General features: G+C 65.0%; 1 protein-coding gene (only partly in view). It reads right to left on the bottom strand.

Annotation, left to right across the window (positions count from 1 at the left end):
* Positions 1 to 25: 25 nt before the first annotated feature.
* Positions 26 to 18,494: the 3' portion of a non-ribosomal peptide synthetase gene (locus ATY02_RS15965; RefSeq protein ID WP_164823679.1), read on the bottom strand. The gene runs 932 nt beyond the window's last position; the window shows 18,469 of its 19,401 coding nt (coding positions 933-19,401); its start codon lies beyond the right edge, outside the window; its stop codon occupies positions 26 to 28.

Raw genomic sequence — 18,494 nt, forward strand, 5'->3', positions numbered from 1 at the left:
CACAGGGGAGCTGTTGTGCATCGCGTCAAATGCGCCGCTTGCGCTCAAGGGTCGGCACGCTGGATTGCGGCACCACCACGTGCTCCACCTGCCCCACCGCTGCCGCCATGGCTGCCAGCGTCGGTTGGGCAAGCAGCACGCGCAAGTCAGCGTCCAGCCCTTGCTTGCGCATCTGCTCAACCAGGCTGACCGCCAGCAACGAATGCCCACCCAGCTCGAAGAAGTGGTCATGACGCCCCACCCGTTCAACCTTGAGCACCGTTTGCCACAGCTGCGCCAATGCCACTTCCACCGGCCCCTCGGGCGCCTCGTAGGCACGGCTGAGCACCGCGTCCTGGTCCGGCGCCGGCAAGGCCTTACGGTCGACTTTACCGTTGCCGGTCAGCGGCAGGCTGTCCAGGCGTACATAGGCGGCTGGCACCATGTACTCCGGCAACTGCCCCTGCAGGCGGGCGCGCAGAGCCTCGATATCCAGGCTTTCGCGTTCGGTAAAATAGGCCACCAGACGCTTGTGCCCTGGCTCGTCCTGGCGGGCCAGCACCACGGCATCCTTGACGCCAGGGCAGCCGGCCAAGCGGGTTTCGATCTCGCCCAGCTCGATACGGAAGCCACGGATCTTCACCTGTTGGTCGTTGCGCCCCTGATACTGCAACGTACCGTCGGCGCGCCAGGCCACCAGGTCGCCCGTGCGGTACATCAAGCCGCCGTCGCTGAACGGGTCGACGAGGAATTTCTCTGCCGTCAATTCAGGCCGGTTGAGGTACCCCAGCGCCACACCCTGCCCACCGATGTACAGCTCACCGGTCACCCCGACCGGCACGGGCTGCTGATGCGCATCAAGCACATAAGCGCGGCTGTTGCCGACCGGTTTGCCAATTGGAATGCTGCCCTCATCCGCCCGGGTGATCTCATGGGTGGTCGAGAAGGTCGTGGCTTCGGTCGGGCCATACCCGTTCAGCAGATGCCTAGGAGCACCGCCTTTGAGTACCCGGGCAATCACGCTCGGGTCCAGCACATCGCCGCCGACGATCAGGTAGCGCAGGCGCGCAAAGGCCTCCAGCAAACCCTCGGCGTATTGATGGAACAACCCGGCAGTCATCCACACCACGCTGACGTCCTGCTGCTGCAACAGGGCGGCAAACGCATGTTGCGTCAACAGCGTGTCCTGGTCGATCACCACCACCGCGCCGCCATTGAGCAACGGCGCCCAGACTTCCAGGGTGCTGGCATCAAACGCCGGGTTGGACGCGAACGCCACGCGGTCGTGCTGATTGAAATCGGCATAACCGTTATTGATCACCAGTCGTGTGATGGCTCGATGGGGCACCCGCACACCCTTGGGTGTACCGGTAGAGCCGGAGGTGTACATGATGTACGCCGCCGCCTCGCTGCTGACCACCACCGCCGGCTGGTCATCAGGCAGTTGGCCCAAGTGGGCCTGATCCAGATCGAGCCGCTGCACCTGCAACGCCTTGCCCAGCCCGGCGTGGCTCAACAGCAACGTCGCCTGGCTGTCGCTGAGCATGAAGGCCTGGCGTTCGACGGGTGCATTGACGTCCAGCGGCACATACACCAGCGCGCATTTGCTCAGGGCCAGTTGGCTCACGAGCAGGTCAATCGAACGCTCCAGCAGCACGGCCACGCTTGACCCTTCCGGCATTCCCAGGCTGATCAGGTGATGGGCCAGACGGTTAGCACGGGCGTTCAGTTCGGCATAGCTCACCTGTTGCTCGCCATGCACCGCCGCCACGGCCTGCGGCTGCGCCTGTGCCCACGACTCGAACACCTGGTGCACCGGCATGCTCGCCGGATAGTCACGTACGGTGGCATTGAATCCGTGCAGCACATGCCTGCGCTCCTCTGCGGGCAGGATCGACGGGTGCTGGAAAGCAGCATGGGGAGCCTGCTCCAGGGCATCGAGCAGATCGCCCAGCACCGTGGTCATGTACCCCAGCACGCGCTCTGCACCGACCGACTGCGGCGCCAGGGCATTGACCCGGAAGTCCTCGCCCACATCGTCCACCGAAAGAATCAACGGATAGCTGTCGACCCCTTCCCCGCCGATCATTTCGATCCCTTCCCAGGCCGCCCGGCTGGCGTCGCTGGCGCTGGCCGAACCATGACGGTAATTGAGCAAGGCACTGAACAACGGCGCCGGCGCGGCAACCCCACTGCAGCGTTGAGCCAGGGTCAATGACGCATGCTCATGGGCGAGCAACTGGCTCAAGGCGGCATGGTTACGCTTGACGGCCACCGACACACTGTCATCGGTCAGGCGCACACGCAGCGGCAACGTATTGATGAACATGCCCAGGGAGCGGTCGGCGCCTTCGCCGGCCTGCAAGCGACCGAGCAACACCGTGCCGAACACCACGTCGTCGCGCGACGACACCGCACCGACCACCTGCGCCCATGCCCAGTGATACAGGCTGGCCGCACTGACGCCCAGTTGCCGCGCCTGCTGGCGCAGGCGCTGGCTGAACGCCGCGCCCAGCCAGTATTCGGCTTCTTCGCTAGGGTCCCGCGCGCTGTCGATGCGTTGCACGCCAAACGGCAGCGTCGGCTCGTCGACATCGCCGAGCATCTGGGTAAAGAACGCCTCGTGGGCCGCGCGGTCCTTGCCCTGCATGGCCTGAGCGACATAATTGCGGTACGGCACCGAAGCCCCGAGTTGCGCCTCACAACCACTCATGTGCGCTTCGATTTCCGCCACCAGCACGCCCATGGACGTGGCGTCATTGACCAGGTGGTGGAAGCTGAGCATGCCAATCCAGCGCTGATGCTGCGGATCATGGGCGAAGCCCAGATGCATCATCGGTGCCTGGCGGATGTCCATGCGGTGACGCCCCAGGCTGAAGTGCTCGCGCAGTTGCGCCAGCACCTCGCCCGCTTGCGGGATGAACTCCTCAACCGTCAGCGGGGCCTCGCGCCAGACCACTTGCACCGGTGCTTCCAGTTGCGCCCAGAACAGGCTGGTACGCAGGATGTCATGGCGTGCGATCACCCGTTGCAGGGCCTGGGCAAACCCTTCCAGGCGCTGGCGGCTGTCGAATGCGAACAGCGCATGTTGCTGGTACGGGTCGCCCTGCTCGGCGCTGATATGGTGGTACAACAAGCCCTCCTGCAGCGGTGCCAGGGCATAGATGTCCTGCACGTTGGCCACGCCGCCCGGGACACTGGCGACAATTCGCTCGATACTCGCCTGATCCAGTGTGGCCAGGGGCAGCAGGTCCGGGGTGATCTGCGTGCAATCCGGCTCGATCCGATTGCGCGGCACCGCCACTTCGTGACCGGCACCCACGGAAGCAGCGAGCGCTGCCAGGGTTGGCTGACTGAACAGCACGCGTACATCGGCCTGCAAACCGGCCTGGCGCATGCGTTCCACCAGGCCCACCGCCAGCAATGAATGCCCGCCCAGTTCGAAGAAGTTGTCGTGACGGCCCACCTGCTCCAGCTTCAGCACTTCGGCCCAGATCTGCGCCAGGGTGGTTTCCACTTCCCCTTCAGGTGCCTCATAGCCACGGCTGATCAGCGCATCCAGCCCCGGTTCCGGCAGCGCCCGGCGGTCGAGCTTGCCATTGGCGGTGAGCGGCATATGGTCGAGCCGCACATAGGCGCTCGGCACCATGTACTCGGGCAATTGCGCCTGCAACCAACTGCGCAAGTCTTCGATCGACACGGCTTGCGTCTCGGTGAAGTAAGCGACCAGGCGCGCCTCCCGCGCCAGTACCACGGCTTCGCGAACCTGGGCATGCTCGCCCAGGCGGGTTTCGATTTCGCCCAGCTCGATACGCACACCGCGGATCTTCACCTGGTCATCGTTACGCCCCAGGTAATCCAGTGTGCCGTCCGGCAACCAGCGCGCCAGGTCGCCGGTGCGGTACATACGCGCCTGCGGGTCGTGGCTGAACGGATCCTTGAGGAAGCGCTCGGCGGTCATTTGCGCACGGTTCAGGTAACCGCGCGCCACCCCGGCCCCGGCCACGTACAGCTCGCCGGCAACACCGACGGGCACCGGCTGTTGATGCGCGTCCAGCAGGTACACCTGGGTGTTGGCCACCGGCCTGCCGATATGCAGCGCCTGGCCGGCCTCGACCACACCGGAGGTGGCGACAACCGTGGCCTCGGTCGGGCCATAGTTGTTGACCAGTTTGAAGCGCTGTGGCGTGTGGAACTGACGCAGGCGGTCGCCACCGACCAACAGGGTCTTGAGGGTCGGGTGTTGCAGGTTCTGGCTGAAGGCGTACTCCGCCACCGGCGTGGGCAGGAAGCTCACGTCCAGCGGCTGCGCCAGCCACCACTTGAGCAGCGCATCAATGTCTTCGCCGCCCTCCCGGGCCGGTGGCAAGTGCAGGGTGGCGCCCACGCACAGGGCTGGCCAGATTTCCCAAGCCATGGCGTCAAAACCGAACCCGGCAACGCTGGAGGTGTGGCTCCCGTGCCGCAGCTCAAACGTGTCGCAGTGCCAGTTCACCAGGTTTTCCAGGGTCTGGTGCTCAACCATCACGCCCTTGGGCAGCCCGGTCGATCCGGAGGTGTAGATCACGTACGCCAGGTGCGCAGGGGTGAGCCCGCTGACCTGCGGGTTACCCTTCGACGGCCCTTGCCACAGGCGACTGTCCAGCTCCAGCACTGGCGCGGTCACGGTGGGCAAGCGCTGCGCCAGGGCGGGCTGCATCAGCACGGCCACGGGTGTGCTGTCCTCCAGCAGGTAACTCAAGCGTTCGGCCGGGTGCGCCGGGTCGATCGGCACATAGCACGCGCCCGCCTTGAGAATCGCTACCAGCCCGACCAGCATTTCCAGGCTGCGCCGCGCGCAGATGGCCACGCGGTCGTCGGGCTGCACGCCCAGTTCGATCAACTGGTGCGCCAGCTGATTGGCCTGCCGGTTCAACTCGCTGTACGTCAGGCTTTGGCCCTGGTACACCACGGCCAGCGCGTGGGGGTACAGCTCGACCTGGGTTTCAAAGCGCTGGTGAAGGGTGTGCCCGACGGGGAAGTCGATCTGCGTGGCGTTGAAACCGCTCAACAATTGCTGGCGTTCATGAGCCGGCAGGATCGACAGGTGATGCATCGGCGTGTCCGCCGCGTGCTCCAGAGCCTGTACCAGGCCCTCGACCACACCCACGACATAGTCGCAGATGCGCTGCGCGCCCACCGAGGCCACCACCAGCGCGCTGAGGCTGAACGCTTGGCCTTGATCGTTGACGCTCAAGGTCAGCGGGTAGTTGCTGTGTTCCTGTGCCTGCAACAGTTGCATGCCTTGCCAGGCCTCGGCTTCGGCACCGGACACCGGTGCGCCATGGCTGTGGCGATAGTTGAGCAAGGCACTGAACAGCGCCGTGGATTGCGCGACGCTGCTGCAGCGTTGCGCCAGGGCCAGCGAGGCATGCTCGTGGGCCAGCAGGCCGTTGAGCCGTGCATGGGTGGCCTTGAGCGCAGCCTGCACGCCGACACCTCCCAGGTCGACACGCAACGGCAGGGTATTGATAAACATCCCCAGCGCCCGCTCCGCCCCCTCGCCGCCTTGCATGCGGCCCATCAACACCGTGCCGAACACCACGCGCTCGGTACTCGACACCACACCCAGCACCTGAGCCCACGCCAGGTGGAACAGGCTGGCGGGGCTGACGCCCAGTTGCCGCGTCTGCACGCGCAGGCGCCGACTCAGCTCGGCGTCAAGCGGCATATAGGCTTCCTCTACCGGCTCGTCATCGGCAATCCCTTGCAGACCAAAGGCCAGGGTTGGCTCCTCAATGTCCGCCAGCTGTTCGCGGAAGAACCGCTCGTGCGCCTGCTCGCCCTGCCCCAGGCGGGTTTGCGCCACATAGTTGCGGTACGGCACCGGGGCCTGCAGCTGTGCCGTCTCGCCCATGAGGAAGGCTTGCATTTCCTGCTGCACCACCTCCATGGCCACGTGATCGAGGATCATGTGATGGAACAACAGCGTGGCGACCACGCGGCCATCGGTGGCCTCTTCGGCATACAGCAGCTGCATCATCGGCGCCTGGGTCAGGTCCAGGCGTGGCTGCCGGATATCCGGCGACGCACGCTGCACCGACAGCCGCGCAGTGCGCCACACCACCTGCATCGGTTGTTGCAGGCCCTCCCAAACCACGCTGGTGCGCAGGATGTCATGGCGTTCGATCACCTGTTGCAGCGCTGCGCTGAACGCGTGCAAGCGCTCGATGTGCTCGAAGGCGTAGCGCAATTGCATGACGTAAGGGTCGCCGTGCACCGCGCTGAGGTGGTGATAGAGGATGCCTTCCTGCAACGGTGCCAACGGGTAGATGTCCTGCACGTTGGCCGCGCCACCGCTGACTGTGGCGACGATGCGCTCGATGCTCACCTGGTCAAGGGTGGCCAGCGGCAACATCGACGGCGTAATGCGGGTGCAGTCGGCCGGGATCAGGTTGGCCGGTACCGCCTGCTCTTCGCTCGCCCCCACCGATGCGGCCAGCGCCGCCAGGGTCGGCTGATTGAACAAGGTGCGCACGTCCGCCTTCAAGCCGGCTTCACGCATGCGTCCCATCAGGTTGACCATCAACAGCGAATGGCCGCCCAGTTCAAAGAAGTGGTCGTGACGCCCGACTTGTTCCACCTCGAGCAGTTCGCACCAGAGCCGTGCCAGGGCGATTTCCGTCTCGCCCACCGGTGCCTCGTACTCGCGCACCAGTACCGACGTGCTGTCCGGGTCCGGCAGCGCCTGGCGATCCACCTTGCCGTTGGGGCTCAGGGGCAGCGCGTCCAGCAGCACATACGCCTGGGGCACCATGTAGCTCGGCAACTGTGCTTGGACCTGCGCTCGCAAGGCCTGGATGTCCAGGCTCGATGGCGCGCGGCAATAAGCGATCAAACGCTCGTTGCGCACCAGCACCACGGCCTCCTGCACCTCGGCATGGGCGACCAGGCACGCCTCGATTTCACCCAGTTCGATGCGCAAGCCGCGCAGCTTGATCTGGTCGTCGTTACGGCCCAGGTATTCGATATTGCCGTCGGCCAGGTAACGCACCAGGTCGCCGGTTTTGTACAAGCGCCCGCCCGGGTTGAACGGGTCGGCCAGGAAGCGTTCGGCGGTCAGGTCATCGCGCCCCAGGTAACCGCGAGCCACCCCGGCACCACCGATGTACAGCTCACCGGCAACCCCCAGCGGCAGCAGCTGCAGGTGCGCATCGAGGACATAAGCGCGGGCGTTGGCGATGGGTTTGCCAATCGGCACTGCATCGAGTGGGCCTGGGTCATTGAAGGTCCAGGACGTGCTGTCGATGGTTGCTTCCGTCGGCCCGTACAGGTTGACGATGCCGTGGGTGGTCAGTGCACGGGCCTGCATGGCCAACTGCGGGTCAAGGGCTTCACCGCCGCTGAACAGGTAGCGGCAGCGCACGCCCGTCTCGGGCAATTGCACCAGCAGGCGCAACAGGCTCGGCACGAACTGGGCAATACTCACGCCCTGCTCCACCAGCGTACGTGCCATGTGCTCGACATCCCGCGAAGCCTCGGCCGGCAGCAAGACCAGGCGCGCGCCGATGGCCAACGGCGTCCAGATTTCCCAGACCGAAGCGTCGAACGCCACCGAGGTCCGTTGCAGGAAGCGGTCTGTGGCATCAAAACCAAAGGCATGGGTTTGCCAGCTGATGTGGTTGACCAGAGAGCCGTGTTCCACCATCACGCCTTTGGGGCGACCGGTGGAGCCTGAGGTGAAGATCACATAGGCCAGGTCGTGGGCTGTGGCCAGGGCGGGTGGGTTGGCGCGTGGCTGCTCGGCCACCCCGGCATCCGCCAGGTCAATCAACGGCATGGCCGTATCGCCCAGCACGCCACGGGTGGCCTCCTGCACCAGCACTGCCAGCGGCTGGCTGTCCTGCAGGGCGAACGCCAGGCGTTGCGCCGGGTATTCGGGGTCCAGCGGCACATAGGCAGCGCCGGATTTGAGGATGCCCAGCAAGCCGACAATCAGCTCCAGGCTGCGTGGCATGCAGATCGCCACGCAGCTATCGGCGCCTGCGCCAAGGCTGCGCAAATAATGGGCGACGCGGTTGGCCTGCTCGTTCAGGTCGCGGTAGCTCAACTGCTGGTCGCCCAGCACCACCGCAATCGCCGCCGGGGCCCGAGCGGCCTGGGCTTCGATCATCTGCACCACGGTGGTATCGCGCGGGTAATCGGCGTCGGTGGCGTTAAACCCGAGCAGGGTCTCGCGCTCGGCGGCAGGCAATACCGACAGTTGCGGCAAGGCCGTGCGAGGCGCCATTTCCAGTGCATTGGCCAGGTTATCCAGGCTGATCAGCAGGTAGTCCAGCAGGCGCTGCGCACCGATTGCCCGCGGTGCGCGCGCGGTCAGGCGGAACTCACTGCCCAGGTCATCGACTTCCAGCACCAGCGGGTAGCTGACGATGCTGTCGCTTTCCAGCCCGACGATACCTTCCCAGGCCTGTTGGCTGTGTTCATCAGCGGCCGTGATATGGCGGTAATTGAGCAGGCTGTTGAACAACGGCGTTGGCGCGGCCACCGCGCTGCAGCGTTGCGCCAGGCTTAACGGCGCGTGCTCATGGGCCAGCAATGCCGACAACCCGGCGTGGGTGTGCTTGAGTGCTGCCTTGACCTGCAGGCCGGCCATTTTCACGCGTAACGGCAAGGTGTTGATAAACATGCCCAAGGCCCGGTCGGCGCCCTCACCGGCTTGCAGACGGCCCAGCAGTACGGTGCCGAAAACCACGTCATCCTGGCCCGACACGGCGCCCAGGATTTGTGCCCACGCCAGGTGATACAGGCTGGCCGCACTCACCCCGGCCAAACGTGCCTGGGCCCGGATACGCAGCCCCAGCGCTGCCGGCACGTTGCCGAGCACTTGCTCGCTGCTCGCGGCGTCCATGGTGTCGAGCAAGCCGAACGCCAGGGTCGGCTGGTCAAAGTCGCCGAGCATGTCGCGGAAAAACGCTTCATGGGCGGCGCGATCCTTGCCTTGACGGGTTTGCGCCACGTAGTTGCGATACGGCACGCTGGCGGGCAACCGGTGCTGCTGGTCGAGCATATGCGCTTCGATTTCCGCCGTCAGCACACCCAGCGAAGCGGCGTCATTGACCAGGTGATGGAAGACCAGCATGCCGATCCAGCGTTGCTGGCGGGGGTCATGGGCGACCCCAAGGTGCATCATCGGCGCGCGGCGCAGGTCCAGCGGGAAACGGCTCGGGTCGAGTTGTTCACGCACTTGCGCAGCCACGTCGCCGTCTTCATCCACATTCAATGATGTGAGCCCCAGCGGCGCCTCGCGCCAGACCACCTGCACCGGCGTTTCCAGGCCGTCCCAGACCAGGGCGGTCCGCAGGATATCGTGACGGGCAATCACTGCCTGCAAGGCCTGGGCAAATGCATCCAGGCGCTCGCGACTGTCAAATGCAAACAGCGCGTGCTGCTGGTATGGATCGCCGTGGCTGGCGGTGACGTGGTGATACAACAGGCCTTCCTGCAACGGTGCCAGCGCATAGATATCCTGCACGTTGGCCACGCCGCCCGGTACACCGGCGACCACACGATCAATGCCCGCCTGGTCCAGGTTGGCCAAGGGCAGCATGTCAGGCGTGATGCGCTCACAGCCCAGGCCGATGCGATTGGCCGGTGCCGCGGTCATGCGCCCGTTATCGACGGCCGCCGCCAAAGCGGCGAGTGTCGGCTGGCTGAACAGGACCCGCACATCGGCGCTGAGCTCGACCTGGCGCATCCGCTCGATCAGGCTGACCGCCAATAGCGAATGGCCGCCCAGTTCGAAGAAGTTGTCGTGGCGCCCGACTTGCTCAACCTTGAGCACATCGGCCCAGATCTGCGCCAACAGGGTTTCGATTTCGCCCTGGGGCGCTTCGTAGCCACGGCTGAGCAGTGCGTCCTGATCGGGCGCTGGCAAAGCCTTGCGGTCGACTTTGCCGTTGTTGGTCAGCGGCAGGCTGTCCAGACGTACGTAGGCGGCCGGAACCATGTAGTCCGGCAGTTGATCGTGCAAATGGTCGCGCAGGGTTTCAATGTTGATGGTTTCGCGTTCGGTGAAATAAGCCACCAGGCGCTTGTGCCCTGGTTCATCCTGACGGGCCAGTACCACCACGTCCTTGACCTGGGGGTGTTCGCCCAGGCGCGCTTCGATCTCGCCCAGTTCGATACGGAAGCCGCGAATCTTCACCTGCTGGTCGTTACGCCCCAGGTACTGCAGGGTGCCATCGGCACGCCAGGCCACCAGGTCGCCGGTGCGGTACATCAGGCCGCCGTCGTTGAACGGGTCGACCAGGAACGCGTGGGCCGTCAGGTCGGTACGGTTCAGATAACCCAGGGCCACGCCCTGCCCGCCGATGTACAGTTCGCCGGCGACACCCACCGGCACCGGTTGCTGACGGGCATCGAGTACGTAGGCGCGGCTGTTGCCGACCGGTTTGCCGATCGGAATGCTGCCCTCGTCCGCACGCTGAATTTCATAGGTGGTCGAGAAGGTGGTGGCTTCGGTGGGGCCGTAGCCGTTCAGCAGGTGCTTCGGTGCGCCGTCCCTGAGCACGCGGGCGATCACGCTTGGGTCCAGCACATCGCCGCCGACAATCAGGTAGCGCAGTTGCGGGAATACCGGCAACAGGCCCTCGGCGTACTGATGGAACAAACCGGCGGTCATCCACAGCACGCTGACCGACTGCTCTTGCAGCAAGGTCGCAAAGGCCTCACGGGACAACAGCGTGTCCTGATCGACCACCACCACTGCGCCGCCGTTGAGCAACGGTGCCCATACGTCGAGGGTGCTGGCGTCGAACGCCGGGTTGGAGGCAAAGGCCACGCGGTCCTGGGGATTGAACTCGGCATAACCGTTGTTGATCACCAGTCGCGTGATCGCCCGGTGCGGCACCAGCACGCCTTTCGGCGTACCGGTAGAGCCGGAGGTGTACATGATGTACGCCGCGGTTTCCGATGACTGCTCCAGGCTCGGGTTGTGCTCGGATTCCGTGCTCAGGTCGAGGCGGTCCAGGTCCAGACGATGGCCAGCCACCTCGGTTGTGCTGGTGGTCAACACCCAGCGGGCGCCGCTGTCTTCAATCATGAAGGCTTGGCGATCCGTCGGCGCATTCACATCCAGCGGTACATACACCGCCGCGCACTTGCTGATCGCCAACTGCGCCACCAGCAAATCCAGGGAGCGTTCCAGCAGGATTGCCACCCGCTCACCCGGTGCTGCGCCGAGCTCCAGCAGGTGGTGGGCCAGTTGGTTGGCCCGCGCATTCAGTTCACCATAGGTCAGTGAAACTGCACCCTGCACCGCCGCCACGGCGTGCGGGGTTGCCGCTGCCTGCTGCTGGAACACGTCGTGCACGGTCTGCCCGTCGGGATAGGCACGTGCCGTGGCGTTGAATGCCTGCAGCACTTGCCGCGCTTCTTCCTCCGGCAACACCGTGACGTGCTCCAACGGCAGCTGCGGCGTCTGCTCCAGTGCCTGCACCAAGTGCGTGACGGCGGTCAGCAGGTAGTCACAAATGCGGCGCGCCTCAATCGGCGAGACCACCAGCGCGCTGAGATTGAACTGCTCGCCCAGGTCATCGACGCTCAGGGTGATGGGGTAGTTGGTGCGTTCTTCGGCGTGCAGCAGGTACATGCCGTGCCACGCCTGGTCCATCTCCACCGCGTCTTCGACCCCGGCACTGTGGCGGTAGTTGAGCAAGGCATTGAACAACGGCGTGGTGGCCGCGACTCCGCTGCAACGCTGGGCCAGGGCCAGTGAGGCATGTTCATGCCCCAGCAATGCCGTGAGCCGCGCATGGGTGGACTTGACCGCCCCCTGCACGCTGACCTGTGCCACGTCCACGCGCAGCGGCAAGGTATTGATAAACATCCCCAGCGCCCGGTCCGCCCCCTCGCCGCCTTGCATGCGCCCCAGCAGCACGGTGCCGAACACCACATTCTGACGACCCGACAGCGTGCCCAATACACGGGCCCAGGCCAGGTGGAACAAACTGGCGGCACTCACGCCGGCCTGACGCGCCTGCTCACGCAGCCGCAGGCTGAGGTCGACGTCCAGCAAGTGCGTGGCCTCGCCCACACCGTGACCTTCGCCCTGCACATCCTGCAGGCCGAACGGCAAGGTGGGCTCATCGAGGGTGCCGAGCATCTCGCGGAAAAACGCCTCGTGCTCCGCTTCGCTGCTGCCCAGCCGGGCCTGCGCCACATAATTGCGGTAAGGCACGGCATGCCCCAGCGCCTCGCCGTGGCCCAGCAGGATCTTGCGCATTTCCTGCTGCACGGTATCGAGCGCGGTGTGGTCCATGACCAGGTGATGGAACATCAGCACCGCGACGATGCGCCGGTTGGCCGGGTCCTGGGCGTAGACCATGCGCATCAAGGGGGCCTGAGTCAGGTCGAGGCGATAGTGACGGGCGTCGAAACGCTCGCGCAGTTGCGCCAGCACGTCACCTGCCGCTGGGTCGCATACGACCTCCTGCACCACCAGTCGGGCCTTGCGCCAGACCACTTGCATCGGGCTTTCCAGACCTTCCCAGACCAGGCCGGTACGCAGGATGTCATGCCGGTCGATGACCGCTTGCAGCACATCGGCGAACACCTGGAAACGCTCAAGGTTGTCGAAGCCGTAGCTTGATTGCAGCAGGTAAGGGTCACCTTCGTCGGTACGGATATGGTGGTAAAGCACCCCTTCCTGCAACGGCGCCAAGGGATAAATATCCTGCACATTGGCCACGCCGCCCGGTACCGAGGCGACAATGCGGTCGATGCCGGCCTGGCTCAGTTGGGCCAGCGGTAACAGTGCCGGGGTGATGCGCTCGCAGTCAGGGGTAATCAGGTTGGCCGGCACGGCCACCTCCCGTCCGCTGCCAACCGCAGCCGCCAGCGCGGCCAGGGTTGGCTGGCGGAACAACACGCGCACATCGGCGCTGAGCTCGACCTGGCGCATGCGCTCGATCAGGCTCACCGCCAATAACGAGTGGCCACCGAGTTCGAAGAAATTGTCGTGGCGCCCTACTTGCTCGACCTTGAGCACATCGGCCCAGATCTGCGCCAGCAGGGTTTCGATTTCGCCTTGGGGCGCTTCGTAGCCACGGCTGAGCAGTGCGTCCTGATCCGGCGCCGGCAAGGCCTTGCGGTCGACTTTGCCGTTGTTGGTCAGCGGCAGGCTGTCCAGGCGCACGTAGGCGGACGGGACCATATAGTCCGGCAGCTGGTCATTCAGATAGTCGCGCAGGGTTTCGATGTTGATGGTTTCGCGTTCGGTGAAATAAGCCACCAGGCGCTTGTGCCCTGGCTCATCCTGACGGGCCAGTACCACCACGTCCTTGACCTGGGGGTGTTCGCCCAGGCGCGCTTCGATCTCGCCCAGTTCGATACGGAAACCGCGAATCTTCACCTGCTGGTCGTTACGCCCCAGGTACTGCAAGGTACCGTCGGCACGCCAGGCCACCAGGTCTCCGGTGCGGTACATCAGGCCGCCGTCGTTGAACGGGTCGACCAGGAACGCATGGGCCGTAAGGTCGGTACGGTTCAGATAACCCAGGGCCACGCCCTGGCCGCCAATGTACAACTCGCCGGCGACACCCACTGGCACCGGCTGCTGACGGGCATCCAGCACATAGGCGCGGCTGTTGCCGACCGGCTTGCCGATGGGAATGCTGCCCTCGTCCGCACGCTGAATTTCATAAGTGGTCGAGAAGGTGGTGGCTTCGGTGGGGCCATAGCCGTTGAGCAGGTGCTGCGGTGCGCCGTCCTTGAGTACGCGAGCGATCACGCTTGGGTCCAGCACATCGCCGCCGACAATCAGGTAGCGCAGTTGCGGGAATACCGGCAACAGGCCCTCGGCGTATTGATGGAACAGGCCAGCGGTCATCCACAACACGCTGATTGACTGCTCTTGCAGCAAGGTCGCAAAGGCCTCACGGGACAACAGCGTGTCCTGATCAACCACCACCACTGCGCCGCCGTTGAGCAACGGTGCCCACACGTCGAGGGTACTGGCATCGAAAGCCGGGTTGGAAGCGAAGGCCACGCGGTCCTGCGGGTTGAATTCGGCATAACCGTTGTTGATCACCAGCCGCGTGATCGCCCGGTGCGGCACCAGCACGCCTTTCGGAGTGCCGGTGGAACCGGAGGTGTACATGATGTACGCCGCAGTTTCCGACGACTGTTCCAGGCTCGGGTTGTGCTCGGATTCCGCGCTCAGGTCGAGGCGGTCCAGGTCCAGACGATGGCCAGCCACCTCGGTCGCGCTGGTGGTCAGCACCCAGCGGGCGCCGCTGTCTTCAATCATGAAGGCTTGGCGATCTGCCGGGGCGTTCACGTCCAGCGGTACATATACCGCTGCGCACTTGCTGATCGCCAACTGCGCCACCAGCAAATCCAGGGAACGCTCCAGCAGGATCGCCACCCGCTCACCCGGCGCTGCGCCGAGGCCCAGCAGGTGGTGGGCCAGGCGGTTGGCGCGGTTGTTCAGTTCACCATAGGTTAGTCGCTGCCCATCCTGCACTGCGGCCAGTGCCTGAGGCTGCGTGGCCACGAGCGCTTCGAAAACCCCGTGCACCGTCAGCGCGGCAGGATACGCCCGTGTGGTGGCGTTAAAGGTCTGCAGCACCTGTTCGCGTTCAGTCGCCGGCAATATCGCCAGGGCCTGCAGCGCCGTGGTCGATGACTGCTCCAGCGCCTGCACCAACTGCTCCAGCGCCTGGTGTACAAAGCCGCACACCCGTTGCGCGCCGATCTGAGCCAGCGTCAGTACGGTCAAGCTGAAACCGTCACCCCACTCGTCCACGTTCAAGGTCAGCGGGTAGTTGGTGCGCTCCTCACCGCCGAGCCCTTCCATACCCTGCCAGGCTTGCTGGACTTGCTCGGAGCCCTCGGCCACGGCGCTGTGCCGGTAGTTCAGCAATGCACTGAACAACGGCAAGGGCGCGGTCACCTGGCTGCAGCGTTGCGCCAAGGCCAGCGACGCGTGTTCATGCCCCAGCAACGCGCTGAGGCGCACATGGGCCTGGCGCACGCCGGCACGGGCATCGCGGTGGTCGATATCAAGACGCAGGGGCAAGGTATTGATAAACATGCCCAATGCCCGTTCCGCGCCTTCACCGCCGAGCATTCGGCCCATCAGGACGGTGCCGAACACCACGTTCTGCTGGCCGGTCGCGGCCGCGAGCACCTGTGCCCAGGCCAGGTGAAACAGGCTGGCGGCACTGACGCCAAGCTGACGCAACTGGCCACGCAGGCGCCGATCGAGTTCGGCATCGACCACCAGGTGCGCTTCTTCGATATGTTGGGCATCGCCTTGCACATCTTGCAGGCCGAAGGGCAAGGTCGGGGTGTCGATATCCCCGAGCAGCTCGCGAAAGAACGCCTCATGCTCCTGCTCGCTGACACCCAGGCGCGCCTGGGCCACGTAATTGCGATAAGGCACCGGTTCGGCCAGTTGCACAGCCGGGTCCACCAGGTAGGCCTGCATTTCCTGGCTGACCACCTCCAGCGCGGTATGGTCCAGGGCGATGTGGTGGAACAGCAGAATCGCCGCCACACGCTGCCGGGCCGGGTCCTGGGCATACACCAATTGCATGAGCGGCGCGCTGGCCAGGTCGAGACGATGTTGGCGGGCCCCAAACCGTTGCTCAAGCTGGGCCATCACATCGTCGCCTGTTTCTTCCAGCGGCACCTCTTGCACATCCAACTCAGCCTTGCGCCACACCACTTGTACCGGGGCCGGCAGGCCTTCGAGCACAATCGCGGTGCGCAGGATGTCGTGTCGATCGATCACGCGCTGCAGCGCCTGGGTAAATGCCTGCAAACGCTGCATGTCGGTAAAGCTGAAGCGCGCCTGCAGCAGGTACGGATCACCCTGCTCGGCGCTGAGGTGATGGTACAGAATGCCTTCCTGCAGCGGAGCCAGCGGGTAGATGTCCTGCACGTTGGAGGCGCCACCCGGTACGCTGTCGACAATCCGGTCAAGGCTGGCCTGGTCGAGGCTGACCAGTGTCAGCAGGTCCGGGGTAATGCGCGTGCACCCGGGCTGAATGCGGTTGGGCTCGACCGTCACTTCACGGCTGTGGCCAACGGCAGCGGCCAATGCTGCCAGGGTTGGCTGGTTGAACAGCACGCGCACGTCGGCCTGCAAGCCCGCCTGGCGCATGCGGCTGATCAGGCCGACCGCGAGCAACGAATGCCCGCCCAGTTCGAAGAAATGATCATGGCGGCCCACGCGCTCGACCTTGAGCACTTCGGCCCAAATCTGCGCGAGTGCGACTTCCACCTCACCCACCGGCGCCACGTAGTCACGGCTCAGTTGTGCGCTTTGATCCGGTTCCGGCAGCGCCTTGCGGTCCAGCTTGCCGTTGGCCGTCAGCGGCAGGTTGTCCAGGTGCATGTAGGCCGCCGGGACCATCGCGTCCGGCAATTGGGCTTGCAGGTAGCGGCGCAGCTGCTCGATATCCAGCGCCTGACGCGCGGTGAAGTACGCGATCAGACGTCCGTCGCGGGCAATCACCACAGCCTCGCGCACATCGGGATGTCCGCCCAGGCAGGTCTCGATTTCGCCGAGTTCGATCCGCACACCGCGGATTTTCACTTGGTCGTCGTTACGACCCAGGTAGTCAAGGCGGCCGTCAGCCAGCCAGCGCACCAGGTCGCCGGTGCGGTACATGCGCGCCTGCGGGTCGGCGCTGAAGGGGTCTTTCAGAAAACGTTCGGCGGTCATTTGCGCACGGTTCAGGTAACCGCGGGCCACCCCGGCACCGCCCACATAGAGTTCACCGGCGACGCCCAGCGGCACCGGCTTGAGTTGTGCGTCGAGCACGTACACCTGGGCATTGGCCACCGGCTTGCCGATGTGCAGGGGCTGCCCGGCTTCGATCACGCCGGAGGTCGCTACAATCGTCGCTTCGGTCGGGCCGTAGTTGTTGACCAGGGTGAAGCGCTGCGCCTGGGTGAACTGGCGCAGGCGGTCGCCGCCGATCAACAGGGTCTTGAGGGTCGGGTGTTGCAGGTTCTGGCTGAAGGCGTATTCAGCCACCGGTGTGGGCAGGAAACTGACGTCCAGCGGCTGGGCCAGCCACCAGGTGAGCAGCGCATCGATGTCTTCGTTGCCCTGCGCCGCCGGTGGCAGATGCAAGGTGGCGCCCACGCACAGCGCTGGCCAGACTTCCCAGGCCATCGCGTCAAAACCAAATCCGGCGACGCTGGACGTGTGGCTGCCGGCGTTGAGGTTGAAGGCCTCGCAATGCCAGTTCACCAGGTTGTCGAGGGTCTGGTGCTCAACCATCACGCCCTTGGGCAAACCCGTGGAACCGGAGGTGTAGATCACATACGCCAGGTGTGCCGGGGTCAGGCCGGCAATCTGTGGGTTGGCGCGCGCGGGGCCTGCCAGCAACAGGCGGTCAAGTTCGAGTACCGGTACGCTCATCGCCGGCAAGCGCTCGGTCAGCCCCGGTTGCACCAGCACCACCACCGGAGCGCTGTCTTCGAGCAAGTAGCCGATGCGGTCCGGTGGATGGGCCGGGTCGACGGGTACGTAGGCCGCGCCGGCCTTGAGGATGGCGACCAGACCCACCAGGGTTTCCAGGCTGCGACGCGCACAGATCGCCACGCGATCGTCCGGCTGCACGCCCAGTTCGATCAGGCGATAAGCCAGGTGGTTGGCTTGCCGGTTCAGTTCGGCATAGCTCAGCGTCTGGCCCTCGTACACCACCGCAGGCGCCTCGGGGCTGCGTTCTGCCTGCTGTTCGATACGCTGGTGAATGGTCAAACCGCGTGGGTAGTCGGCATGGGTCTGGTTGAAACCTGCCAGCACCTGTTGGCGCTCGGCATCCGGCAACACCGACAGCAGGTTGACGGGAGCCTGCGGGTTTTGCTCCAGCGCCTGGATCAGATGGTCCAGGGCGGTATGCATGTAGCCGCAGAAGCGTTGTGCGCCCAGCACCGGCAAGGCCTGAACGGTAAAGGAAAAACCGTCGCTGTACTCATCGACGCTCAGGGTCAGCGGGTAGTTGGTGCGTTCTTCGGTATGGAAGAATTCGATGCCGCGCCAGGCCTTTTCGGCCTCGTCACTGGTGTGGGCCACCGTACTGTGACGGTAGTTAAGCAAGGCACTGAACAAGGGTTGCGGTGCGGCGACGCCACTGCAGCGTTGCGCCAGCACCAACGGTGCATGCTCGTGACCGAGCAATGCGGTCAGCCGTGCATGGGTGGCCTTGAGCGCCACCTGGGCGCCTTGTTCAGCGATATCCACCCGCAGCGGCAAGGTATTGATGAGCATGCCCAGCGCGTGCTCGGCGCCCTCGCCTGCCTCCATGCGCCCCAGGAACACCGTGCCGAACACCACGCGCTGTTTGCCGGTGACGGCCGCCAGCACTTGCGCCCAGGCCAGGTGGCACAGGCTCGCGGTACTCACGCCCTGCTGACGGGCCTGTGCACGCAGGCGCAGGCCCAACGTCGGCGCGACGGCCAACACGGCCTCCTCCAGGGCATTGCCATCGCCCTGCACATCTGCCAGGCCGAAC

This window comes from Pseudomonas sp. BIOMIG1BAC (assembly GCF_001705995.2).
In the GTDB taxonomy this organism is placed as follows: Bacteria; Pseudomonadota; Gammaproteobacteria; order Pseudomonadales; family Pseudomonadaceae; genus Aquipseudomonas; species Aquipseudomonas sessilinigenes.